Below are 22,104 nucleotides of genomic sequence, written 5' to 3' on the forward strand. Positions count from 1 at the left end.
ACGCGGTAGCTCGACGCGCCGGTTTAGGCGTAGTGGGGTGCGGCCCAGCCGAGGTAGGGAAGTCGCCAGGCGCCGTCGGTGAGCTCAGCGGCGTGGACGATGTAGACGCCGCCGAGCCGACCGGTGGGTTCATCGAGGACGTCGTTGCTGACGACGAGTCCGTCGCCGAGGTAGACGGCGACGTGGCCGGAGGGATCGGTCTCGTAGAACAGCAGCGCGCCCGGCGGCGGTGCGCTCCCGTCGACGACCGCGGTACCGGCACGCTGGTAGGCGTCCCACTGGGCTGCGGCAGTGGGGTAGCCGGAGTTCGGATGGCCGTGTATCCGCGCGGCCAGCCGCGCGCACCATCGGTAATAGCTGCTCTCGCCGTAGTAGGGGTCAGGTCGACCATCGGCCGAGGCCTCGGCGAACTCATCGGCGCGCTGACGCAGAACCTCCAGATCGGCCACGATCGGCGGCGGATCGTTCTCCCCCAGGTCCGGTGGCGGCCCGCATGCGGAAGAGTTGGCGTCGCCGGTGGCCTCGGCGAGCCAGCCCCAGGCATCGTTCTCCCAGTTCGCGTAGGCGTCCGGGTGGGCTGAGCGCTGGACTGCTTGGGCGGCCTCGGCCAGCGACATAGCTTCCCAGCCGTCGATGTCGAGCAGTCCTGGCTGGCCGCCTACGCCGCCGTCGTAGAAGAACCCGGTCGCGGTTCGCGGGTCGAGTCGTTGTGCGGCGCTCCCCCATGGGTCGCGTTGCTGGAACAGTCCGAGTGAGTCGCGGTCGCCGTACGGGAGGTTGCGAAGGGTGGACTCCTGAGCGGCGGTGGCAAGAGCGACGGCGATGCCGAACGGTTCAAGGTCGCGGGCTGCGCCTTCGGCCATGATGATGCGCGCATGGTCGGATTGGTCGGCGTCGAGCCCGGCCAGTTCTCCCGCGCCGAGTTGATCGGCGCAGTTCCAGTCGCCATCGGTGGGAGATGCCGGCGCGAAGAGGAGCAGGGACGGGGACGCCACGGCGGCCGTTGCTGTGGCGAGGATCGAGGCGACGAGTCGTCTCATCCTGGTTCCGTCTCGGTGAGGTGGCCCGCCGCGTCGTCGGTACTGGCGGCGCGGAGGCGGTCCGCCGCGTGCGTGGGCTGCGGGGCCGGCGGCTCGGGCGTCCCCTCCACAGCAGTAGCCGGTGGTGACAGCGCCGGCTGCCCGGAGGCGGGTCGTGGGGTGCTGCCAGCACGCTCGCCGCGCGCGTCAACGGCGTCCGGCCCGGAGTGTGGGTGCGCAGATCCACGACCACGGTGCTCGGTGTCGTCTGCGCTTTGTGAGGACGGCCACCAGCCGGTCTGCCGTGGTCTCTGTTCCCCGCGGTTCTGGCTGCCATCGATGTCACCGGCTTCCGCGTGACCGCTGGCGGCGGCTGGCGCTGGCGCCGACGGGTGTTGGTCGGCTGTGGGTGCTGGCCGCGAATCGGCGCCCAGGCGGCGCGGTGTGCGCTGCTCCGAGGTGGCGGACGTGTCAGTCGGTTCGTGCTGGCTCGTCCAGCGCAGGATCTGGGCGGGGTCCGCCCGTGCGATGGCGGCCCGGCCGGCTGCGGCCGCGGTGACACCGCCGCGATGCAGGACGCTGGCGTGGACCTCGTCACCGACGAACGACATGAACGAGTAGCAGGCAATCGGAACGAGCGCGGCCATGAGCATCATGAGCGCCCCGGACAGCAGGACGCCGACCGCGCCGGGGCCGTCGCTGCCGAAGTCCGCGCCAGCGATGGCCGACACGCCCAGCCCGAAAACCACCATCACCGCCAGCTTCGTCCACACGAGTGCGTTGACCACGGCGATCCAGGAGCGGAACCAGCCGCTGGTGTACTGCCAGGCCAGACCCATGATCGCGATCGGGCCCATCACGATGACGACGTAGAGCAGCATCGACCGGACCAGCAGCGCGCCCCACACGGCGAGCGCGCCGAGGACGAGCAGGATCCCGAAGATGACGAAGGCCACCGCGCCGGCGATCACGCTGCCGCCGCCGAGGAGCCCGTAGTTGAGTCCGCCGGTGGCCTGGTCGATGACGGCCACGGTGGCAAACACCTGCTGCAGACGGTCCCCGACCTGACCCATGTCGCCGAAGGTCGCCGCCGTGAGGTCGTGACCGAGCGCATCGACGGCGGAGGTCAGCAGGTGGATCACGGGCAGCGACACGGCGGTGCCGAAGACCGCGGCACCGGACCGGGCCACGGCCCGGCCGACACCGTCACGGTGACCGCCGTCGCGCAGCACGACGGTGATGACTTGCAAGATGAGCAGGCCGACGGTGAGCGGGAGCGTGATCCCGAAGATCCTGCCCGCCCACTCGTAGAGCCAGTCCGCTTCGGTGGCCGGGGTGGTGGTCTGATCGATCGCCGACCACACCCAGCCGAGGATGGTGACGGCGAACCCGAACACCGCGGCGGCCACCGCGGTGATCAGGTCCTCGGCCATCCCAGAGGTCGCGTCGCCGACCAGGTCGCAGCCCCAGCTGATGATCAGCAGGTCGCAGGCGCCGCGCTCGGTCACCGCAGCACCTCGTCCGGCACCGAGACAAGCGAGCAGTTCCGATCCGACGGGCAGTAGACCCACACGGTCACCGAACGTGCCCGGGCGTCCCGAACCTCCTCGCCGTTCTCGCCCTCGTACCGGAGGGTCTGCACGCCCGACACGGTCCGCACCTCATGCCCTGGTGGAGCGTCGCGGGCGAAGACGTCCTGCTCGGGCTCGACGACGCTCTCGACCTCGAAGTCTGCCCGCATGCGCTGCGCCGCCTGCCGATCCCAGGTCGCCTCGTCCGGGAACCACCGGCCCGTGACCGTGCGCAGGCGGTCGTAGTCGTCCCCGGCGACGTCGCGGTCGATCGCTCCCAGAAGGACGTCGCGGTAGCCGCGGACGTAGGAGTCCGCCGGCCGGAGACCGAGTACCAGCCCGGCGATCGCCTCCGCGTAGGTGTCCGGGTCCTTCGTGTCGGGAAGGGTCACTGCGCGGGCACCGGGCATCGTCGGCTCGGTGTCGCTCGGGCCGTCTCCAGGCGATGCAGACGGCGTACCCGTACTCGTAGCCGGCGCTCCGCCGTTGGTCGGCGTCGTGCCGCGGTCACCGCTGACGAGTGCCAGCACAGCGACCACCACGACCACGAGTACGGCGAGCCCGGCCACCAGCTGCCAGGGCCGAAGAACCGTTCGGTTGCGTCCGGTGATCATGTCAAGTCCCCTCAAGCTGTGCGCCGGCGTGCCGACGAGCCGTGCGCCGCTCGTCGCGAGCGGCACCCCAGAGGTGGCTGGCGCCGCGCACCGGACGTCGCGCGCATGTGGACACGCCCGCCGACGTCGGCGGAAGGGCGATGCCCAGGCCGGGCCGGGTGTGATGGGGTCTTGCCGAGCTGGTGCCCGGACACGGCGTGAGGCGCCGGGCCCATCCATGCCTCGGCCAGCACGACAAGCCTGGGCAACGACTGCGGGTGCGCCGCTGCCAGCGAAACCTGACGACCAGCCCGGGCGGCGTCGCGCAGAGCCAGCCAAGCAGAACCTGCAGGGCCTTCGCGGCGCGCCCCGATCAGCAGATCGACTAGCGCACGGATCTGGTGCGTCGTCAGCAGCCGGGCGAGGCGCGGATCGCGATAGGCGGTGTAGTGGACGTGGCTACGCCGGCGGGTGAGCTGCAAGACGTCCAGGGCGGCGCTGATCAATTCCGTCGCCATGTTGTGGGGTGCACCAGCTGCGACAAGTTCACTGCGCAGCCCGATCAGGCCGGGGTCCCACCGGGCCATCGGGTCATCCGAGCGCGCCTCGGTGACCGTCTCGGCGGTCGGGTCGTGCCCGGCCGAGACCAGCCGATCGGTCACCTGGGCCCCGTCCATCCCCAGGCGCCGCGCTGTGTGCCAACCGCCGGCCATCGCCCAGCGCGTGCCGTCCCCGGAGGTGACCAGCTCAGCGGAGCGCACCTCCTGCACCGCTGCTCGCGCCAGTGCACGCACGATCAAGCCCCAGGGTCGGTCGGCGGCGAGGATGTCCGTCCGCTGGGCGGTCGCGATCTCCCAGCCGACGCTGATCAGGCCGTCCACCAGGTATGTGACAGCGAGATCGGCGCTCGCTCGGGATGCTCGAACGACCGCGAGCGCACGCAGGCGAAGCTGGTCAATGACGGCGCGCCCGACTGGGCCGTTCCAGTCCTCGGCAGTGCGAAGTTGACGGAGCGCGCGTTTGAGCCCGTCGTCGCTGCTTGCGTCGATCTTCGTCAGGGCAGGGTGATGCGTAGAGTCGTTCATGCGAACCCTTCACGTCGATGGGTTTGTTCGGGCGCGGAGCGGCATGGTTGGTAGCCGGTTGTTCGCTCCGCGCCCGCCTATGGGCGGGCCGCTAGGTCAGGCCACGTGGGGACGGCGGGCCTTCGCTTCGGCCTGGCGGCGGAGGGCATCGCCGAGCACGTCGTCGACGTAGCTCGCCGGCACGCGCCAGGACCCGCGGATCCGGGTCGCTGGAACCTTGCCGTCTTCGATGTCGCGATACACCGTCATGGCGCTGACATTGAGCGCCACAGCGACTTCACGCACCTTGAGCAGCTTCGGCGATTGGTCATCGGCAGCCTCTGATTCGGTGTCTGGTTGCTCGTTCACGTGACCTTTCCTTCGTCGACCATTCACCAACATCGTGTGGCCAGCCTCGACCGGGTGGCAATACATAAATGGCGTTGGCCTGCAAAGTCGGTGAATGTGGGCATTGTGTGGCATCAGAGCGTTCAGTGAATGTGGTAATTCGGCGATGCACGCGACACGCACGCCGTCCATAGGAACGCGAAGGCGGCCTCCGTCGCCGAGAAGTGCGCTCCTTGAGCTGCGACGGGTGGCGCTCTGAAACCACTCACCGCGTAGGGAACCGGCGCCCGGGCGGCAGGCCTAAAGCGGCCCAGCCGGGGGCGGGCCCCCCGCTGTTCAGGCCGTGACTACACCTGCTCGTACGGCGTTCAAGCCGCGGGCATGCGCTTCATTGCAGCTCAGGCAGAACGGATCAGGTGGGTGGCCGTCCTGGCGACAGCGTGGGCCCGTCAACCGGGGATGAGCGATCGTGTCGCCCTCTTTCCGTCCTTGCTCGCCGTCGCCGCTCGTAGGTCATCGTTTCGGGCACGGTCACCCAGTCCTTCCATCGGTGCCGACCCAGGCCCTGCACCTGCGCCATCCCACCCGCATCCGATGGCCGCCATTTCTTCGGCAGCCCGGCGGAGCAGAACAGATCAATATAAGCTCGAAGGAGCAAGGAATCAACACCGTCGCGGCATGAATGTGGATTCCACGTAGGCGCCAGGACGTCCACGCGCAATCACGGCAGACGGTGCCCGCGCGTGTGACAGCGGCGTGACCAGTGGTCCGATGGGTCGTCGTGGCACCAGTTCCGGTGCGCAACGGACCCCGAGGGAGCACCTGGAGCCGATGGGCGTCCTCAGCCGCCCAGCGAAGCCCCGGACACGACGGAGATCGAGTCCAGATCCACCTGGGCCGATCCGTGCCCAAGCGCCGACCGACCCCTCCGCGGCGGAGTGGGCACACCGTGCGTCGTCCGCGCTACATGAGACCCTTATACGACCACGAGCAGGGGCGGTGGTCGTGTGAGTGATCGACCCATCCGGGATGGCGCCGACGGGTTGCGGGGAGCGCAAGGCGACGCGCTGGGCGAGATCGACGGCGTGTTCGAGGTCGTGCGGGGGGACGCCGAGAACGTGCGCAGGTTGGTCGAGCAGGCGACCCGTGGGACGTCGGCTGCAGGTACGGCGGCCGAGCTGGACCCGGTGGTGCGCGGGCTGCTCGCCGACGTCCGGCGGCTCGGCGACGACGTCGGCTCGATACTGGCGGGTGCCGCTGACGACCTGGATTACGTGGTCCGCGCGCCTGACAGTGAGGCCAAGCCGCCAGCCGCCGCGACGATGGCCGGCGCGCCAGTGGCCGAGACTTCACCGGGCGCGCCCGGGGCCGTAGCCCTGGACGAGGTGCCCGAGCTGCCCGTCATCAAGATCTCCGGGGAAGGGCCGGAGCACGAAGACATCCGGAAGAGTCCACCGCCGAGCACGGTGATCGTCGTTGACGAGGCCGTCGTCTATACGACCGACCATCTGGGCCGGGTGATCCTGGTGCGCGCGACGCTGGTGAAACGGCCACCGGCTCCTCGGAAGCCATACGCTCAGCGGAAGCTGGCAGGAAAGATCGAGATGGACGACGGCGGTCACCTGGTCGCGAGCGTTCTCGGCGGCACTGGTGACGAGGTCAACCTCGTGCCCATGGGGCGGCAGGTGAACCGCAGCCAATACGCCACCCTGGAAAAGCGGTGGCGCAAGGTGGTCAAGGCAGGCGGGACGGTCGAGGTGGAGATCGTCGTCCGCTACGGCGCCGGCCGCCGCCCGACCTACTTCATCGTCACGCACGGCCCACCCGGCGAGGAACCGGTCACCGACGTCATCCGGAACCGCCCGACAAAGAGGAGATCGCAGTGAGCCTCCCGGACAAGACCAAGCTCGACGAGATCGGCGAGGCAATGACAGCCTCCGCGCCGGACGGGTGGCACCTGCTCGTCCTGGAGGCCACCGGCGCCGGCGACATGACCCGCGGAGAGCTGTTCGCCGTCCTGAACGACGGCGGCCCGCGCACGAGGATCCGCATCGACCCCGACGGCGTCATCGCGCTATCGGAGCTGCGCGAGAGCATGTATGCCGACGGGATCGGCACCTGGTACAACGCAACATTCCGCCTGCCCACGGGCGGCGAACTCACCGCCGAGTTCGACTATGACAACCCGCCCTACGGCGGCATCGCCACCGACGACCCAGCCTCCGACGGCGAAGCCGACCCCGGACTCCTGCTCGAAGACCACGAACTGTATCCCCGCGACGAGGACCACCTGCCCGCCTGGCATCCCGCCCGTAGGGCAACGTCGACCTGAACGGACGTGCTCTCCGTCAGCCAGCGTGGAGGCCGCCGGAAGGGCCGATGCTGTCGACGACGACGCCCACAGCTGCGACCAGCGGTTGGAGTGCCTGAGGTTCTGGAACGGGGCGTCCCATCTGACTTGTTCAGGTGGCGACAGGATTCGCGGTGGTCGGTGGCTCGGTCAGGTAGTGCGTTGTCCTTCAGCAGGTCATCCACGGAGACGCCTGGCAAGGCAACGTCGCCGTCCCAGCCGACGGCTAACCAATCCTCCTGGACCTCGAGACCATCAGCATCGGCCACCGCGACTGGGACCTCATCCAGATCACCGTCGACCACACCGACTTCGCACGACTCGACACCAACGACTACCGCTCCTTCGTCAACGCATACGGCGGCCGCGACGTTGTGGCGGCAGCACCACCAGGCCAAGCAGCGTCCGAAGTGTAGTGCTGCCGAAGGAGGAGTAGGTCTCGTTGTCCGGCCCGGCACGACAACGTCGGCCCTGCGCGCCAACGGCGAGTTGCTTGGCGACGTAGTCGCGATTCCGTGGGCGAGGAGTTGGCGGGGTCCACACGGGACAGCCGCAGGCTAGCGTCCCAGGCGTCCGGGGCCGGGGACCCGTGCCAGGTCGGACAGAGACGCCGGTGAAGGCGAGATGGGTGCAGACCTTGTCGTAGCGAAGTCTGTCGCCAGCGCACATGACGGGGTCGATGGCCATGACCCCGAATACAGCGATGCGCTGGCTTGTCACGGAGCGGCTCGCGTCGGGCACGCTAGTCCGCGGGTCCGACACCTGTGGCCGTTCAGGCTGTGGCCGGCAGGTCGCGCCACGGCTGCGCCGCGAGTAGTCGGATCACCTGCTCGGACTCAGTGAGCAGGGCGGCCATCTGTCGGTAGCGGGTCGTGAACTGTGCTGGGTCGTGGTCGTTCGCCGTCCTTCGCCAAGTTCCGAGGGCGTCATTGATGTCCCGGGTCACCGTAGGAGACACCCCACGCAGGTAGAGCCGGGCGAGTTCGTCCTCGAAGTCGTGCCACTTTGCGTAGAGCGCCAGATGCGACTCTTCGGCGAGCCGGGCTACGTCGTCGGGACCGGGGCGGAGCCCGAGCGTGATGAGCTTCCGTTCGTGGACGGTCAATTCCTCGGGCCTCACTGACGCACTGTTGGCTGCGCATTGCATTTCAGCCAGTTCAATGGCCAGGTCGAGTCGGTCATCCATGCGGGCGACCTCGACGAGATCGATGACAGGGATGGCGATCTCCTGGACTGCCGCCACTGCCGCTGGCCGTACGGCGAGCGAGAGTGTTCCCTCCGCCTCGTACGCGTTGAGGTAGCGGACTACATCTAATCCGGCCGCTTCTAGTTGAGGGGCTGTTAGGCGTGAGGCCTCGGCCAGGTTCTCGTCGCGGTACCCGGCTTCGATGCGGAGATCGGGCCGGAGTCTTATTCGATAGAGGTAGAACTGCGCAGCGTGATCGGCTTGGTCATGCATCCGCCGAAGCATGTTCTCGATGGCAGCCTCGTAGGTGCCGAGATGGAGGGCGCTGATCGTCGCTTGTTCCAGTGCATGTTCTCTGCCGAGACGGAGCCTCTTCGCAGCGTCTCCCGACTGGGCGATGGCGTGCTCGGCGAAGCCCCGTGACGGCCAGTCCGGCCAGGTGCTGGTGTGGTACCACGCCAGTTGCGGCACCATCTCGTCGCCGAGCGCCGGGTCCTTCTCATCGCGGATCGCGATGACGGCCCTCCCGAAGTGGATGTCGGCGCCGCAGTGCTGACAGTCCATGTGCGCATGGTTGATCTCGTCGGCATAAGCCCGGGCTCTGAGCGGCGAGGACCGACCGCAGTCGCACCTCATTCGGTAGTCGTAGTCAAAGCCGTCGCGCCGCTCGACGAGCTGGATCTGCTGCACGCCGACAGCGTAGGCCGTTGGCCCGCCAGATCCGGGCGTTCGGATCGGCCGTCCCGGCCACCCGACTCATACGGGCTTCTAGCTCTTGGGCCGTCACAAGGAATGTACGGACCGCTCGGGCGTTCACGCTCCTGCCGTACGCTGAGGACACCGAGATGCTGGCGCACGACGCGAAGTAGTCACCTCAGCGCGGTGATCCGTAGCGCCGCCGCGGCGACCGAGGAGGTCATCCAACTGAATGACCACGGCGAGCGCCTGACTGCGATCATGCTGACTGAGCGTGATGCCGTTCTCGATGGGCTCTTGGCAGTCGAGGAGTTTGAGGCCGAGAACGGGCCGATCCCAGCTAGCGAGGCGCGCAAAGCCCACGACGTGCTGACCCGCGAGGGCGTCATCACCGATTGAAGAGAGCATCGCCTCGCGCCGCCGAGTGTTGGCGGCGGAGGCTGGCCGCGCGCCGTATGGCGAAGCAACGCTCCGTGCCACGAGAACCGGCCCGCCGGTCGCCCGGGGACGACTTCGGCGGACGTATGGCGCGGCGCACCGCAACCCAGCTCCGCTTGGCGCTTGCGACCGGGTCAAAGCGAGCGCGGCCGGGGTCGCGAGGATTTGGGTTGGTTGAGGGCCGTCGGCCGTCGACGGGTGGCCGCCTCATTGGAGCGGTTGCACTCGGATCATGGGCCTGCCGCAGGCCGATCGGAGAGGATGAATCCGTGAAACCGGGCGAGGAGTGGATCTATCGGCTTCGGGACGACGCTCCATCGGAGCAGGTGCGGATCATCGCGGTGGTGCCGACGAAGAAGAGCGCACGATACGAGGTCGAGTTCCTCAACGAGCCGAAGGCGGGCCAGCGGGAGAGCGTGTCTGCGAATCGGCTGCGCGGGCCGTGGTCGACGGTGGAGCAGTACGACGCGTTGATGGCCAACTGGGCCTGCCTCGCCGAATCGGCACTCACCGATACGGAGGAGACTGCGGTCATGCGCGTGTTCTCCCTGCTGATCTCCGACGAAGTGGCCGAATCGTCCTGGAACCAGGTGCGGTGGGCAACCGAGGTGTACCAATCCGCCGCGCTGGAACCGCTCATCGGCGTGCCCGTGACGGCCATTGCGGAGAGCGTCGCGTCGTTCAACCACCATGGCACGTTGATGCTCTCCCCCGAGGGCACGCTGCTGGTCGCGGAGTACGCCTGCCGGGTCACGCCGATGCCCGTGCTCGACTGGGTGGCTGAGGATGAGGCCAAGTGCCGACAGCGCTGCAAACAGGGCCGGATCTACACCGGCCACCTCGACAAGCAGGAGCACACCTCGTCACCGGAGTGGGAGTACGACTGGTATCGCAAGCACGATCGCCCGGTCCATGAGCTGCTCCGTCAGTGGTGTGGACACCGTGCCATCACCATGCACGAACGTCTCGCTGCCGCAGAAGCCGAGGCACATCGACTCGACGTGTTGGTGACGAACCTGATCGACTCCCTGCGTAACCACAACGCGTCGGCGTTCGCGGACATGTTCGAGCGGAGGTACGAGGAGGAACGGATCATCCCGGACAACGTGCGCCCGGTCGTGGACCGACCATTGAAGCCCTCGGAGATCCCGGTGAGATACGAACGGGCGCCACGACGCTGGGGCCACTAGCTGCTGGCTGAGCGTGCCGGGGCCGCGGCTGGTGTGCTGGGGCTAAGGGCCGTAAGGATTGAGGCGGCCCATGAACGGGCCGAGGTCGCTGGCCGAAGGTGCCGGCACCGGAGGTGCACCGATCGCCTTGGTCGACGGGTCGATGCTGTCGGCATGGTCCAGGATCTGCTCCGCCCAACCCGCTGCCTGCTCTCGAGCGTCGACGTCCAGGCTCTGGCTTCGATCCCTGATCGCGGCCGCATACCCGCGCAGAAGCTCGGCTTCGCGCCACTGCTGGGCTTGTTCCTTCATCGCCGACATCTGAAAGGCCCGGGCGTGGGCCACCACGGCACGCTCCCGCGCCTTCTCCCACTCAGCCTTCCGCTGCTCCTGTTGGCGGGCCTCAGCGGCCCGCTGCTCGACCAGCCGGCCGTAGCGCAACGTCATTTCCTCCAGCATCTGCGCCAGGTCCTCTTCCAGGCGGTGATCATCGGAGTCCGTCCACGAGCTGGCCCAGAATCTCCCGCCCTCACCATCAAGGTGGATACCAAGGTGCTCGTCGGGGACCGTGTCTTGATCGGCAAACGCGTGTCCTCGGGCGGCACGCTTGAGCTCGCGGGGAGTCGGCGTGTGCGGCACATCCAGCGTGCCCTGGGTGAACCAGAGACTGAACGTGTCCTTGCCGATCGTGAACCTCACCTCGTCGCGCCGCGGCCCGCTACCGGTGTAGCCGCGGCGATCAACCGGCTGCGCCCCGGTGGCCGCCTTGACCCGCATGCCCCGGTCACGACCGGCCGTCACGAGAGCCTCGACCAGCCGCAGTGCTCGAGCACGCGCCTTGCCGTCCACCGCGAACGTGTCGCTGTCCTGAAGAGCTTGGACCACATCGCTTGGATCACGAAGCCGCGCCGGCACCTTCAACGGAGCCAAGATCGCCATCCGCCACTCCGGCAACGGCACCAGCGCCACACGAGTCGCCCGCTCACCGCGCACGTTCGTCAGCACAATGTGCATGTCCTCCGGGATCCGTCCGTGCCGCTTGGCCGACGCCGCCAGCTGCCGATACCGCGCCTCCTCGTCGTAGGTCACCCTCAAGCCCTGCGCCCCGCATTCACGCAGCGCCGCCATCATCTGGTCGACCGGGCCTACACGCGCCGGGACCTTCCGCGACAGCGGCAATGACGAGGATTCGGCGACAGTCTCCGCGCCCTCACGAGGACCATCCGCTGGGTCGGTGGGGTGGACCGCCCGTTCGGATCGGGGCCGCCTCGTCGGAGCCGTCGGGGACCTGACGGTGTCGGCGGGAGCATCCTCCAGATACTCATGCCCGGCCGCCGTCACCACCGCCCGCCACGCATCACCTCGACCCTTGATCGTGATCAAACCCCTACCGGCCAGCGCACGCGCCGCGACCCGATGACCAAACCCCTCATACACACCCGCAGCGCACCCCTCGGCCACCCAGATCAACACCTCACGCTGCAACTCACTCAGTGCCCTCGTTGCGGTCATGGCCCCAACATTCGCCCACGACCGGCTCGTAGGGAAGGCCCTGTGTCGGGCCCGTGCAGGCTCCAGCGGTTACACCCGGTGGTCGGCAGACCTTCTTAGCCCAGTTGGTCGGGCCGGTCACCTCATCAGGTAGCTGTCGCGCGTAACGGTCCGCAGAGAGTCCGCAAGAGGTCCACAAAGTATCAACATCTACCAACAACGACCATCGGCGATTGCGCTGGTCAGAGCCGCAATCGCCGATGATGTCGCTGGTCGCCGGGGTAGCTGGATCGCCCCTGTCAAGGCGGAGCATCGCTTGCCGATCTCATCCGCTCTTCGCAACGGGCGCATTCAACCTCCGCGAACGCGCCCCAACGCGCTGCTGATAGACGGCATCCTCGAACACTCCGACGGCGCGACCAACCTCATCGCCGGCCGCCTGTCCCCACTGCGCGCCGCCGCGAGGCGTCCGCAGTCGCGACTTCAGGTAGCCAACTCGCGGTCAAAGACGAGCCGTGTGCACGCCAAGCGCCAGACGGTAGATGCTTGGCGTCGCGCGGGTACAGCACTTGGTCCTGTCGTAAGGACTAGGTCCCTTCGCCGTCGGAGTCCGGGTCGTCGAGGCGAGGCAGCCGTAGGGCGGGCTTCAGCACATCCCGGGCAGTTTTTACTAGAGTGTCCATGTGGCAGAGAGCGACCAAATCATGCGTCTCATTACCGCCATGGTCGATGGCGGCGACGCCAGAGCGGGATCGTTCTTCCTCTCGCACGGGCTAGGCCCGGCGTACTACTCCTTAGGCAGGGGTTACAGCATCCGGGCGCGTGTCAACGCCGCCCTAAATTCAGCCGAGGCGCAGGAACGATTGGACACCGTCTTGCAGGCCGGTCTTGGCTTTTACGACCTGGGTGACAGTGTCGCTGAGGATGACCGGACGGCATCGCGTATAGGAGACTCGGCTACCAATATGAATGGTCAACTGTTTATATCGCACGCATCGGCGGATGAGGAGCTGGCGGACTCCTTGACTGATCTCCTTCGTCTTGGGACGGATCTTACGCGCGAACGGATCGTCTGTACGTCACTTGATGGCATGAGCATTCCTGTCGGAACAATGGATTATCTAGAGCATCTTCGAAAGAGCCTCACGAGTGCGCGCCTAGTATTACCGCTGATCACACCCGCGTTCTTCGATAGTGAGGTCTGTCTTATCGAGATCGGTGCGATGTGGGGAATGCGGCAAGAGACGTTTCCGCTGCTCGTGCCACCGATCGACTTCCCGCGGATGGAGGGACTGCTTGGTAAGGTCCAGGCGGCGAAGATTGATACGCCCGGAGACCTCTCGCGTCTGCACGACATTATCGTTCGAGCCTTCGGCCTGAGGCCGGACACTGCGATGTGGGAAGGGAAGAAGGTTCAGTTTGAGCGTAAACTGCCATCGCTCCTGAAGGGCCTTGCCCCAGCCAGACGTCGCAGCGCGGCCGACTTCGAGGAGGCTGTTGAAAGGGGAGTCGCCCTACAGCAACGCGTCGAAGTGTTAACTGGTCAGCTTGACGAGCTGCGCGAACAAAACCGCAGGCTGCTCGCCGCAAAGACGGCCGACCAAGCGGTCCGGGCCCTTGCGCCTCCGGACGAGATTGCTAGATTTCAGTCCGCTGTACGGGACGCCAAGGAGTTAATGGACGGACTGTCGAGGGCTGTTCGAACGGCGATTTACGAGGACCATGCGAACGATCAACCGTATAGGCCTGCCCGACCCTCGAGTGAGGCGGCGGATGCCGAACGTGCGCTTAGGCAGGATCTGCTTACATTTAATGAAGAATCAGGCTACTTCCCGAATGACGGTGACCCGACCATTGAGGCAGCCCTTGGTGCGCTCAGTGAAGTTTTCGAGGTTCACTGGAGTCCAGATCTCAAGGCATGGTTTCGAAACAACTACAACAAGAACTTCACCGCAAGCTCGCAGCCGGTTTGGGAAGCGCTCGGCCTACTCTGATCCAGCGCCCAAGCGCCGCTAGCTGCTGGCCTCGGCACAGGCCTGGCCGCCCCCGCCACGCGGGCACTGCTCAATCTGGGGGAGCCCCTGTGAGCCCGTGGGCAGCCAGAGCACAGTGGCAGAGGTGATGATCTCGGCGCGATAGCAGGCGGCGACTGTCACGGCATCGCCGTACGCTCTAGGACGGCACCGGACGAGCGTCCGGAGAAGGCGGGCGACAAGCGGTGATGAGCCGGACCATGCAGCTGACGGAGGCAGAGTGTGATCGGGGGCTCGTCAAGGTCTTTACAGAAGCGCAGCAGCTCTGGGACCTCGTCCGCGCGCCGGCCCGGTTCCAGGCCGAATCGGGCAGCTCCCTCGCAGGGGACGACAGGGTGACCCATCCCTACAACATGACCCCACGGCGTCCTGACCGCCCTCGGAATCGGGCTTGAGCACATCGACACGATCAGGGCCCTGATCCCGGACGCCGGGGTGCTGCACCCGACATCGCCGTACACGCTCGCTCGTGGGGCAATCGAAGCGAGCTCGACGGCGGTCTGGCTGCTGGCGCCACCAGCTCGACCCGAGCGAGCAGTTCGCAGGCTCGCGCTCCAGCTTCGCAACGAGATGGACCACGACGCCGCCCTAAGGGACTTCGCAGCCGCGGAGGTGCGATCACTTGCAGAACGGAAGGAACAGCTGGAAGGCATGGCCCGCCGAGCTGTCGGCGACGAGGAGTACCACCTGCGGGCGCCAACGACGACGCGGATCGTCGCGGAAGCCCAACGGGTGACGCAGTCCAAGGCATCGGTGCTCACGGCTTGGCGGGTGGGCTCCGGTTTCGCCCACGCTAGGCCTTGGGCCACTCTTTCGGTGCTCGATCGCGAGATGATGGAGGGCACTGAGCCCGGCGTCTACAACCTGCAGGTGACCGGCTCCAAGGACCGGCTTCTATGGGCGCTGTGGGCGGCAGTCGATGTCTCGCGCGCTGCCGTCGGGCTCCTGGATCAACGCCGACGTCGGCACCGATGAATCGAGGTCAGAGATCACTGGTTGGCGGGACGTCTGGTTGACTGGCCTGGGAGCTGCCCTGGTCGCAGGAATCGTATCCGCGGTGGTGGCACGGCTCACCGTGTTCTGGACCCAGCGTGGCGACAGGACAACCGCTCGACGGCTTGAGTCACACCATGCGGCGGAGGCGCTGACCCGACGGGCAGCAGAGGTCTTCGACGCTATCGACCAAGCCGAGCCGGGCACCAGGGTTCCAGTGCAAAGGTGGGTGCAAGAGGTCAACACGCAGGTGCCGGTGATCCTCGACAAGGAACTCGCTACCCGAATACACGAGATCACCGGCGATTGGACCCGCTTCGCGGCGTACCTCGAGCGGCAAGCTTGGGGCAACGACTGGTACGTCCGGTCGCATGCGAACGGCTCATGGATACCCGCCGATGGCCGGGTAGTGCGACTCAAGGAGTACAAGCGCATCCTCGAGCAGCGCTACGCGTGGTTCAGCGCAAACCTCGCCGCCCACCGCCGGACGGAGCCCTTGCCAACTCGCGCATCATTGCCTGCGTTGCCTGACCCTCCGCTGAACCCGCCTCCCTCCGCCAGCCGCGTAGTAGACCCTGGGTAACAAGGAGACCACCAATAGGGCAGTCTCGTAGGCGTCAAGGCGAGGCGAGCCAGCCTGTGGCGTGTGATGTCGCCGGGCAGTGCTACAGGGGGCAATTGCCTTCGGTCCACGGGCATCGGAGCGGAGCGAAGGTCCTCTCCGCTTTGTACTTGCTCATGAACTCGGCCGTCGCCGGCCAGGTCGGATCAAGCACCCGTGCAACGTTGAAAATCGCGACATGTCGGACGCCCCACAACTTCAGTGCGGCCGCAGCAGACTGAGCGTGCCCTCCTCCGACCCACGAGTCATCGATCAAGATTGAGAAGTCCGGCGGATCCTGATCCGGCTCTACCACGAAGTTTGCAGGCCTCAGGCTGCGAGGATTGACGACCTCGTCCGCCGCGCGCATGCGGATGCCTGGCCGCTTTGCCATGCCGGCCACTAAGCCGAGCAGCGGCTGCGGTCGATGTGGGCGGCTGAGCGATGGGACTACGGCCCAGGATGCGTCTTCTGCCCGAGCCTGGCCGAGCTTGAACGCGCACTCCTGGTGCCCCTTGAGCCCGACGGCCAGGAGGGACGTCATCGTCGCTGAAAGGTTCGGTCCAGGTGCATCTGCCTTGTAGTTCTTCACCAGGTGGTAGGACTGTTCGCGGTAAGGGGCGTAGATCAGGCTCCCGACCTGGTCTGCGATCGCGATTCCTGACTCGCGATGGCCCGTGCACTGTTTGCACAGAGTCTCGCCTGCGTCTACCTGCGTGGTGCAGACCAAGCATGTAACACCCTCGCGCCGGAAGGTGCTCCACAGGTAGCCCTCGTTGGCGAGCAGATGATTGGCGACCGTTTGCACTGCCGCCGGCAGCGTCCTCGCCATCGCGGCCTAGCCGGCCAGTTCGCTAAGTGCACGGCGAAGGGAGTCCTGTTTCTTGAGCACACGGTCGATCTTGAGTTCGAGCTCGGCTGTTGTCGACGCGACATGAACGCCAGGACGGTTCATGAGTGCCGCGCCCCACTCCGTGTGCTTTGCGACATCGGCCATAAGGATGACCGGGCGGCCGTGCTCAACCGCAAGGCGCGCCTGGATCCTGGTGCCACTCGTCTCACCAGCTTCGATGACGATTGTGGCCAACCCGTATCCGGACATGGAAGCGTTCCGGATCGGGAAGGAGAGCTTCGAGGGCGCAGCGTCCGGCCAGAACTGGGACAGGACTAACCCACGGTGGGCGATCTCGTCCTGCAATGTCTTGTTCTCGGGCGGGTAGTACCTCGTGATCCCTGTGCCGATGAACGCGACCGTCCGGCCGTCCGCGTCGAGTGCCGCACGATGTGCTGCCGTGTCGATGCCAGCAGCGAGGCCTGCGATGACTGTTAGCCCCTTCTTCACCAGTATCTTCGCTGCCTCGGCCGCAAGCCGCCGACCTTTGTCTGATGCCCGCCGGGATCCGACGACGGACATGCCTGCGTCATCATGCCGAAGATCGCCTCGCGCGAAGAGGAACGGCGGTGTCTCACGCACATCGCGAAGCCGCGCCGGGTAGTCGGGGTCAAGAACGGTTACGAAACGAAGGCCGGCCTTGTGCCACGCCACGACGTCCGACCTCGCAGCGCCGAGAAGCTGTTCGAGACGCGGGTCGGGCACGAGCGTGTCTGTGTGGGTCTTCTCCTCCCAGACAGACTGCGCGTCCCCACTAAAGGCGACCCGCGCGGCGATCTCGTGCCAGCTCATGCCACGAGGCTGTTCTCTGAGGAGGGCCACGAGCGCGGCGGCCTGATCGAGTGCCGTCATGAGCACAGACTATTCCGGTGCACTGACCGAGTCTCGCCGACAGGCGGAGCCTGGCATCCGGCCGAAGATCGTAGAGACCAGTAGGACGTGAGCCGACGGTAGCGGTGTAGAGCCTGCGGAAGGTGCCAAGGTGCGCGGCTCGCGCCCACCTAGTGAAGGTGGGCTTCACGGACTCGATGATGTGAGGGGCGGCGCGTGAACGGCGAGCAACCGCTTGATCGGGTAGTGAACGGGCACCTCTATACGGCTGATGATGCCGCCGTCGTCCTTCGATGCCGGCCATCCTGGCTCAAGGAGCAGGCTCGCAAACGCCGCGTTCCGTTCGTCATTATCGGAGGAAGCTACCGGTTCAGTGACGCGCATCTTGCCTGGATCATCGCTGCGAACGAACATCAGCCCGTAGCAGCCACTCCTGCGAGACGACGACGTCGGCGGCCAGCAGACTCAGACTCGGGCAGCACCGAGCGGCTTCGCGCCCGGCCCCAGCGAAGTCGGCGACGCTCGCGCTGAACCTTGAAGCGCTGGAGCGGGGACGAGCACGTCTTGGTGCTCGCATGGAGGCCAGACATGAGTGAATGCGTGGGGATCGATGGTGGGAGAATTCTGGGAGACGATCTTGATTGTCAGAGTGTGCGAGATCGAGCAAGACTATGCGAGTCTAGGCCCCTGACCTGGCACATCCTCGACCAGCAATGCATCGTAAGACACGGGATCTTTGTTCGGGACGAAGAGGTCGCAGGTTCAAATCCTGTCACCCCGACCAAGGTCAGAGGACATATTGATCTTCTGGTGGCGCGATTAGATCTTGGTCCATGGGAATTCCATGGGATGATCTTGAACTTTGCCCGACTTAGAGCGCCTGCATGACGCCAGCCGGCAGTGGTTCGCCTCTCGCTCCGGATGATCGGTCGCCGCGGAATCTCAGCTGGCTCTGCTGCCGGGCGTTGGGAGTACCGGCCGCCGATTCCGTCGAGTTCGCGTCCGGCGGATTCATGGGGCCGCAATGGTGGGCGACACGGCTGGGCTGTGGCACAGCGTCTCGCGATCCGGCGCCGCCGGCCAGCGCGGGCCCGGTGTCGACAGTCCTCCGTTTCTCGACGTTCGCGGACCCCGGGGCTGGTTGTCGCTCAGGCTCGCTGCGCTCGTTGTGGTGTGCCGCAGTGATCGTGACGCATCTGCGGCTCCGAAGCCGCGGGTGTAGCCCGGGTTGTGTGGTTCTGCGCGGTGCCATGTCGCTGGGCCACTCGCGTGGCCTGCCGCGCGGGCCGCATCTCGGTTCGCGACCGACTGTCGGTTCAGGCTGGTTCGCGGCCGCCGAGGATGGTGGCGCGCCGGTAGTACTCGTAGAGGCCGTCGAAGATGGGTTTGGTGATGGCCAGGGTGTGCTCGTCGTCGCCGATCATGGACAGGCCGCGCAGGATGGTATCGAGGCCGGGGGCCTCGGGGGCGTCGAAGCGTTCGTCGTCGAGGTCGGCTTCGTGGACGATTTCGGCGATGCGCTGCAGCGCGGGGTCGGTCAGGTCATAGCGGTGGAGGATGGTTTCGAAGCTGCAGTGGTCGCCGTGGTGGCCCAGGCCGACCCCGCGCATGTCGAAGCCGGTGGCGTCGTCGGGGACCTGGTCGGGGTCGGTGACGAAGACGAAGTGGGCGTCGGGGTCGATGAAGCGGCGGATCAGCCAGGCGCAGGCGGCGCGGTCGATGTGGATGTTGGCGCGGGTGGCCCATTTCATGCGGGTTGGTTCTCCTCGCTGTCGGGGCGGTCGGGGTTGAGGGAGTTGACGGCGGTTTCGGCGGCGCGCCGCGCGGGTGGGGGGAAGTAGTCGCGTCGGTGGATGCGGCGTAGCTCGGCGCGGAGCTTGCGCAGGACCCGCCGTCGTGTTGCTTCGTCGGCGGTGCGGGCCTGTTCGGCCTGGGCGAGTACGGCCGTGTATTCGGCGGTTCGGGCGTCGGCCATGCTCTGGGCTAGGGCACGTTCCTGGGCGGCGCTGCCAGGCTGGGCGAGCCAGATGGTCGCGGCTCCGCCTGCCTCGATGACCTCGTCTGCGACCCATTCCAGGTGCTCGCGGGTTCGGGCGTCGGCCGGGAGTGCGACCAGTCCGTCGCCCAGTTGGGCGACGCCGAGACGTTTGAACTTGCGCCAGATGGCGATCCGCGGCGTGGAGGGCTCGCGTGGCATCCGGTAGGACAGCAGCACCCACTTCCCACCCTCTTCGGGTGTGGTCACGGGCAGGTGTCGCGGGGGCGGAGGCCGGCCACGCGGGCGATCCAGTACAGCCCGGCCAGGGCAATGAGCACGAAGACCGCGTCGTCGAGCGGGTCGGCGATCGGTTCCAGTGCACGGTCGAGAACGTTGACGTCGGTGACGAACGCGCCCCAGGCGAACGCGCCGATCAGCAGCAGCACGAAGGCCGCCCAGTCCAAGGCGTTACGTGGTCGCACGGCACTCTCTCCCCTCCTGTTAGTGGTGACGTGGTCATTCGGCCGGGATGACGTCGGTGGCATCGATGGCGCGCTTCAGGGCCTGGGCCAGTCTCACCGCGTCGTCCTCGGCCCAGAAGTGGGCATAGAACAGGCGCGGGTGCTCGCCCAGGCCGTGGTTGTGCAGGGCGACGACCTCGATGCCGCCCCGGCGCAGCGCCTGGATCACGGGTTGGACCTCGTCGGCGGTCATGGCGAAGTCGCCGTTGATGGCGGCGTCGCCGTCGCCGGTGGGTTGGAACCCGATCGCGGTGGTGACGCCCATGGCCGGCGGGAGCACCTTGTGGTGGTCGGTGATCGTCTCGGCGCGGGTGAAGGAGAACTTGTAGATCCCGCCCGCGTTGGTGCCTTCGGTGCCCATCACCTCGTCGATGGCTTCGGTGTCCAGATCCGGCTCCTCATCGGACGGGGGTGCCGGTGGCGGGGTGTCGGTGGCGTCCAGCGCTGCGCGCACACCTTGGGCGATCTCCACCGGATTCTTGCCGGTGGCGTGGAAGTGGGTCCACCACACGTCCGGAGTGTGTTCGGGCAGGTGCTTGTGCAGCGCGGTCTGCGCTATTCCCGCCTCCTGTAGGGCGTCGGTGACGGCGGGGAGCTCGTCCTCGGTGACCACCAGGTCGCCCATCGCCATCGTGGTGCCGTCCGGGTATCTAGCGAAGGCTGCCCACGAACCCAACGACAGGCCCGCATCGACCCGGACCCCCTGGGAGGTAACTGTTAGATCACTGCGGCCGAAACCGGTCCGATACACGGTCCCGCCCTGCATCTCGCCTTCCCGTCCCAATGTGTCGGCCACAGCCCGCCAGTCCTGCTCACTGGTCTCCACCGGGTGCATGCCCCCGCCCTCAGCGGAGGCGGGCGCGGCGTCGATGCTGCCTTCCGTCCTGTCTGAAGGCTCGCCTGCCGAACACGCGCCGGTCACGAGCACCGCCGCCGCGGTCGCGGCCAGCAGCCGCAGCCTCCTCGCGCTTATCACTGTGAGTGCCCCCATTCCTTGGTTGGGCTCGACTGTGCAACCATGGTTACATCAGTGCTCCAGGGACGCAACGCCGGTTGGTCCTTCGGCCCGGGTGGTTCGTGCATTGCGTTGCTGGTGCGTCCTGTCACCCCTCATGAATGGAGAACATGCCGGTGACCGCCGCCGACAACTCCTCACGCACGCAGCCCGAGGCTGTACCAGCGCACGTCGAGGGGTCACCGCGGGATCTCGTCCCGTTCCGGCAGGCGGTCCGCACCTGGTTCGGCATTTCGCTGCAGACCTTCGGCGGTCCAGCCGGGCAGATCGCTGTGATGCAGCGCATCCTGGTGGATGAGAAGCGCTGGATCGGGCAGCAGCGGTTCCTGCACGCGCTCGGTTACTGCATGCTGCTGCCTGGGCCGGAGGCCCAGCAGCTCGCGGTCTATGTGGGCTGGCTGCTCAACGGCCGCCGGGGCGGATTGGTCGCGGGGACCCTGTTTGTGTTGCCGGGCGTGGTCGCCCTGCTTGCGTTGTCGGCGATCTATGTCGCGTTCGGCGAGACCACCGCGGTCACGGCGGTGTTCGCCGGACTCGCGCCGGCCGTGGTCGCCATCGTTGCGCAGGCTGTGGTGCGGGTCGGCAGTCGGGCGCTGCATCATCCGGCGCTGATCGGTTTGGCGTGCGGCGCGTTCGTCGCTTTGGCTTTGTTCGGTGTGCCGTTCCCGGTAGTGGTCGCCGCTGCCGCCGGCATCGGCTGGCTGCTGAGCCGTCTCGCCCCGTACACGGTCCAGAGACAGAAGGAGGTCGCGGATGAGGACGGTCTGGCGCCGCTGATCTCCGACGACGCGTTGCATCACGAAGCTCCCTCCGCGGGCCGCAACGTCCGTGTACTTGTCGTGGGGCTGCTCGTCTGGGCGCTGCCGGTCGTGGCGGTCGCGGTGCTCACCGGGGTGCACAGCACGTTCACCACGCAGGGACTGTTCTTCTCGGGCACCGCGCTGGTCACCTTCGGCGGCGCCTATGCGGTCCTCGGGTTCGTCGCCCAACGTGCCGTCGAGGTCTATGGCTGGCTCTCGGCCGGGGACATGGTGCGCGGGCTGGCGCTGGCCGAGTCCACCCCGGGGCCGTTGATCATGGTGGTGCAGTTCGTCGCGTTCCTCGGCGCCTACCACCATCCGGGCGGGCTGGACCCCTGGCTCGCCGGGGTCATCGCCTCCTTGCTGGTGACGTGGGTGACCTTCGTGCCGTGCTTCCTGTTCATCTTCCTCGGGGCGCCCTACGTGGAACGGCTCCGCCACAACACGGCACTGACCGCCGCCCTCACCGGCATCACCGCTGCCGTGGTCGGGGTGATCGCCAATCTCGCCGTGTT

22 protein-coding genes are annotated in these 22,104 nt (G+C 67.0%); 8 read left to right on the plus strand and 14 right to left on the minus strand.

Annotated elements, in window-relative coordinates; all coding sequences use genetic code 11:
• Window positions 1-23 precede the first annotated feature (23 nt).
• The 5 genes from ACW62_RS10335 to ACW62_RS33105 form a co-directional block, all read right to left on the minus strand.
• Window positions 24-1,040, minus strand: coding sequence for a hypothetical protein (locus ACW62_RS10335; protein ID WP_157574625.1), 1,017 nt, complete (start codon window positions 1,038-1,040; stop codon window positions 24-26).
• Window positions 1,037-2,383 carry a type IV secretion system protein gene (locus tag ACW62_RS10340; RefSeq protein ID WP_169792029.1) on the minus strand — a complete coding sequence of 449 codons (1,347 nt, stop codon included), beginning with the start codon at window positions 2,381-2,383 and terminating at the stop codon, window positions 1,037-1,039. Before ACW62_RS10340 ends, ACW62_RS10335 begins: the two co-directional genes overlap by 4 nt.
• Window positions 2,384-2,523: 140 nt before the next feature.
• Entirely contained in the window at window positions 2,524-2,982 is a 459-nt protein-coding gene (locus ACW62_RS10345; protein WP_053203996.1) for a hypothetical protein, read from the minus strand.
• Between the two features lie 233 nt (window positions 2,983-3,215).
• Entirely contained in the window at window positions 3,216-4,268 is a 1,053-nt protein-coding gene (locus ACW62_RS10350) for a hypothetical protein (protein WP_053203997.1), read from the minus strand.
• Window positions 4,269-4,364: 96 nt separating this feature from the next.
• The gene (locus ACW62_RS33105; protein WP_205629259.1) at window positions 4,365-4,616 is read right to left on the minus strand and encodes a helix-turn-helix domain-containing protein; all 252 of its coding nucleotides are present in this window, start codon (window positions 4,614-4,616) and stop codon (window positions 4,365-4,367) included.
• Between the two features lie 986 nt (window positions 4,617-5,602).
• Between ACW62_RS33105 and ACW62_RS10355 the strand changes: the two genes are divergently transcribed.
• Window positions 5,603-6,481: a DNA/RNA non-specific endonuclease gene (locus tag ACW62_RS10355; protein WP_157574627.1), complete on the plus strand. Its 879-nt coding sequence runs from the start codon at window positions 5,603-5,605 to the stop codon at window positions 6,479-6,481.
• Window positions 6,478-6,927: a hypothetical protein gene (locus ACW62_RS10360; protein WP_053203999.1), complete on the plus strand. Its 450-nt coding sequence runs from the start codon at window positions 6,478-6,480 to the stop codon at window positions 6,925-6,927. Before ACW62_RS10355 ends, ACW62_RS10360 begins: the two co-directional genes overlap by 4 nt.
• Window positions 6,928-7,717: 790 nt before the next feature.
• Here the strand turns inward: ACW62_RS10360 and ACW62_RS10365 are convergent.
• Complete coding sequence (locus ACW62_RS10365; protein WP_053204000.1) at window positions 7,718-8,821, minus strand: hypothetical protein; 1,104 nt, start codon at window positions 8,819-8,821, stop codon at window positions 7,718-7,720.
• Between the two features lie 192 nt (window positions 8,822-9,013).
• Between ACW62_RS10365 and ACW62_RS10370 the strand changes: the two genes are divergently transcribed.
• Together ACW62_RS10370 and ACW62_RS33945 are read left to right on the plus strand one after the other, a co-directional pair.
• Window positions 9,014-9,226: a hypothetical protein gene (locus ACW62_RS10370; RefSeq protein WP_053204001.1), complete on the plus strand. Its 213-nt coding sequence runs from the start codon at window positions 9,014-9,016 to the stop codon at window positions 9,224-9,226.
• Window positions 9,227-9,534: 308 nt separating this feature from the next.
• Window positions 9,535-10,455 (plus strand): hypothetical protein, encoded by a 921-nt coding sequence (locus ACW62_RS33945; RefSeq protein ID WP_205629260.1) that lies wholly within the window; start codon window positions 9,535-9,537, stop codon window positions 10,453-10,455.
• A 42-nt stretch (window positions 10,456-10,497) separates the two neighbouring features.
• Here the strand turns inward: ACW62_RS33945 and ACW62_RS10380 are convergent, their stop codons facing one another.
• On the minus strand, window positions 10,498-11,523 hold the full coding sequence (locus tag ACW62_RS10380; RefSeq protein ID WP_157574629.1) for a hypothetical protein: 1,026 nt from the start codon (window positions 11,521-11,523) through the stop codon (window positions 10,498-10,500).
• A 1,085-nt stretch (window positions 11,524-12,608) separates the two neighbouring features.
• On the opposite strand from ACW62_RS10380, the gene ACW62_RS33120 reads away from it, so the two are divergent.
• From ACW62_RS33120 to ACW62_RS33950, 3 genes are all read left to right on the plus strand, one after another.
• Window positions 12,609-13,919, plus strand: a complete 1,311-nt coding sequence (locus ACW62_RS33120) for a toll/interleukin-1 receptor domain-containing protein (RefSeq protein ID WP_083459573.1) — start codon at window positions 12,609-12,611, stop codon at window positions 13,917-13,919.
• A gap of 474 nt (window positions 13,920-14,393) precedes the next feature.
• Entirely contained in the window at window positions 14,394-14,933 is a 540-nt protein-coding gene (locus tag ACW62_RS10390) for a hypothetical protein (RefSeq protein ID WP_157574631.1), read from the plus strand.
• Window positions 14,878-15,534: a hypothetical protein gene (locus ACW62_RS33950; RefSeq protein WP_157574633.1), complete on the plus strand. Its 657-nt coding sequence runs from the start codon at window positions 14,878-14,880 to the stop codon at window positions 15,532-15,534. The genes ACW62_RS10390 and ACW62_RS33950 overlap by 56 nt, the downstream gene beginning before the upstream one ends.
• An 82-nt stretch (window positions 15,535-15,616) precedes the next feature.
• Here ACW62_RS33950 and ACW62_RS10395 read toward each other — a convergent pair whose 3' ends face one another.
• The 7 genes from ACW62_RS10395 to ACW62_RS10420 form a co-directional block, all read right to left on the minus strand.
• A complete protein-coding gene (locus ACW62_RS10395; RefSeq protein ID WP_157574635.1) occupies window positions 15,617-16,384 on the minus strand; it encodes a hypothetical protein in 768 nt (255 codons plus the stop codon).
• Between the two features lie 6 nt (window positions 16,385-16,390).
• Window positions 16,391-17,296, minus strand: a complete 906-nt coding sequence (locus tag ACW62_RS10400) for a DNA-processing protein DprA (protein ID WP_053204050.1) — start codon at window positions 17,294-17,296, stop codon at window positions 16,391-16,393.
• A 165-nt stretch (window positions 17,297-17,461) separates the two neighbouring features.
• Window positions 17,462-17,689, minus strand: coding sequence for a hypothetical protein (locus ACW62_RS33955; RefSeq protein WP_157574637.1), 228 nt, complete (start codon window positions 17,687-17,689; stop codon window positions 17,462-17,464).
• 902 nt (window positions 17,690-18,591) lie between these two features.
• On the minus strand, window positions 18,592-19,026 hold the full coding sequence (locus ACW62_RS10405; RefSeq protein WP_053204006.1) for a chromate resistance protein ChrB domain-containing protein: 435 nt from the start codon (window positions 19,024-19,026) through the stop codon (window positions 18,592-18,594).
• A complete protein-coding gene (locus tag ACW62_RS10410) occupies window positions 19,023-19,490 on the minus strand; it encodes a Chromate resistance protein ChrB (RefSeq protein WP_083459574.1) in 468 nt (155 codons plus the stop codon). Before ACW62_RS10410 ends, ACW62_RS10405 begins: the two co-directional genes overlap by 4 nt.
• A 26-nt stretch (window positions 19,491-19,516) precedes the next feature.
• Window positions 19,517-19,735 carry a DUF378 domain-containing protein gene (locus ACW62_RS10415; protein WP_169792030.1) on the minus strand — a complete coding sequence of 73 codons (219 nt, stop codon included), beginning with the start codon at window positions 19,733-19,735 and terminating at the stop codon, window positions 19,517-19,519.
• A gap of 34 nt (window positions 19,736-19,769) precedes the next feature.
• Entirely contained in the window at window positions 19,770-20,765 is a 996-nt protein-coding gene (locus ACW62_RS10420) for a DUF1259 domain-containing protein (protein WP_083459575.1), read from the minus strand.
• Window positions 20,766-20,890: 125 nt separating this feature from the next.
• Between ACW62_RS10420 and chrA the strand changes: the two genes are divergently transcribed.
• Window positions 20,891-22,104, plus strand: a 1,214-nt coding sequence (gene chrA, locus ACW62_RS10425; protein WP_205629262.1) for a chromate efflux transporter, incomplete at its 3' end; no start/stop codon positions are given.

The sequence above is a fragment of the Jiangella muralis genome (genome assembly GCF_001270745.1).
Lineage (GTDB): Bacteria > Actinomycetota > Actinomycetes > Jiangellales > Jiangellaceae > Jiangella > Jiangella muralis.

Excerpts from the sequence above, each read along its gene's own strand:
- ACW62_RS10335 (WP_157574625.1), bottom strand. The coding sequence starts at position 1,040 with ATGAGACGACTCGTCGCCTCGATCCTCGCCACAGCAACGGCCGCCGTG.
- ACW62_RS10350 (WP_053203997.1), bottom strand. The coding sequence starts at position 4,268 with ATGAACGACTCTACGCATCACCCTGCCCTGACGAAGATCGACGCAAGC.
- ACW62_RS10395 (WP_157574635.1), bottom strand. The coding sequence starts at position 16,384 with ATGGCGAGGACGCTGCCGGCGGCAGTGCAAACGGTCGCCAATCATCTG.
- ACW62_RS10400 (WP_053204050.1), bottom strand. The coding sequence starts at position 17,296 with ATGACGGCACTCGATCAGGCCGCCGCGCTCGTGGCCCTCCTCAGAGAA.
- ACW62_RS33955 (WP_157574637.1), bottom strand. The coding sequence starts at position 17,689 with ATGTTCGTTCGCAGCGATGATCCAGGCAAGATGCGCGTCACTGAACCG.
- ACW62_RS33950 (WP_157574633.1), top strand. The coding sequence starts at position 14,878 with ATGTCTCGCGCGCTGCCGTCGGGCTCCTGGATCAACGCCGACGTCGGC.
- ACW62_RS10405 (WP_053204006.1), bottom strand. The coding sequence starts at position 19,026 with ATGAAATGGGCCACCCGCGCCAACATCCACATCGACCGCGCCGCCTGC.
- ACW62_RS10420 (WP_083459575.1), bottom strand. The coding sequence starts at position 20,765 with ATGGGGGCACTCACAGTGATAAGCGCGAGGAGGCTGCGGCTGCTGGCC.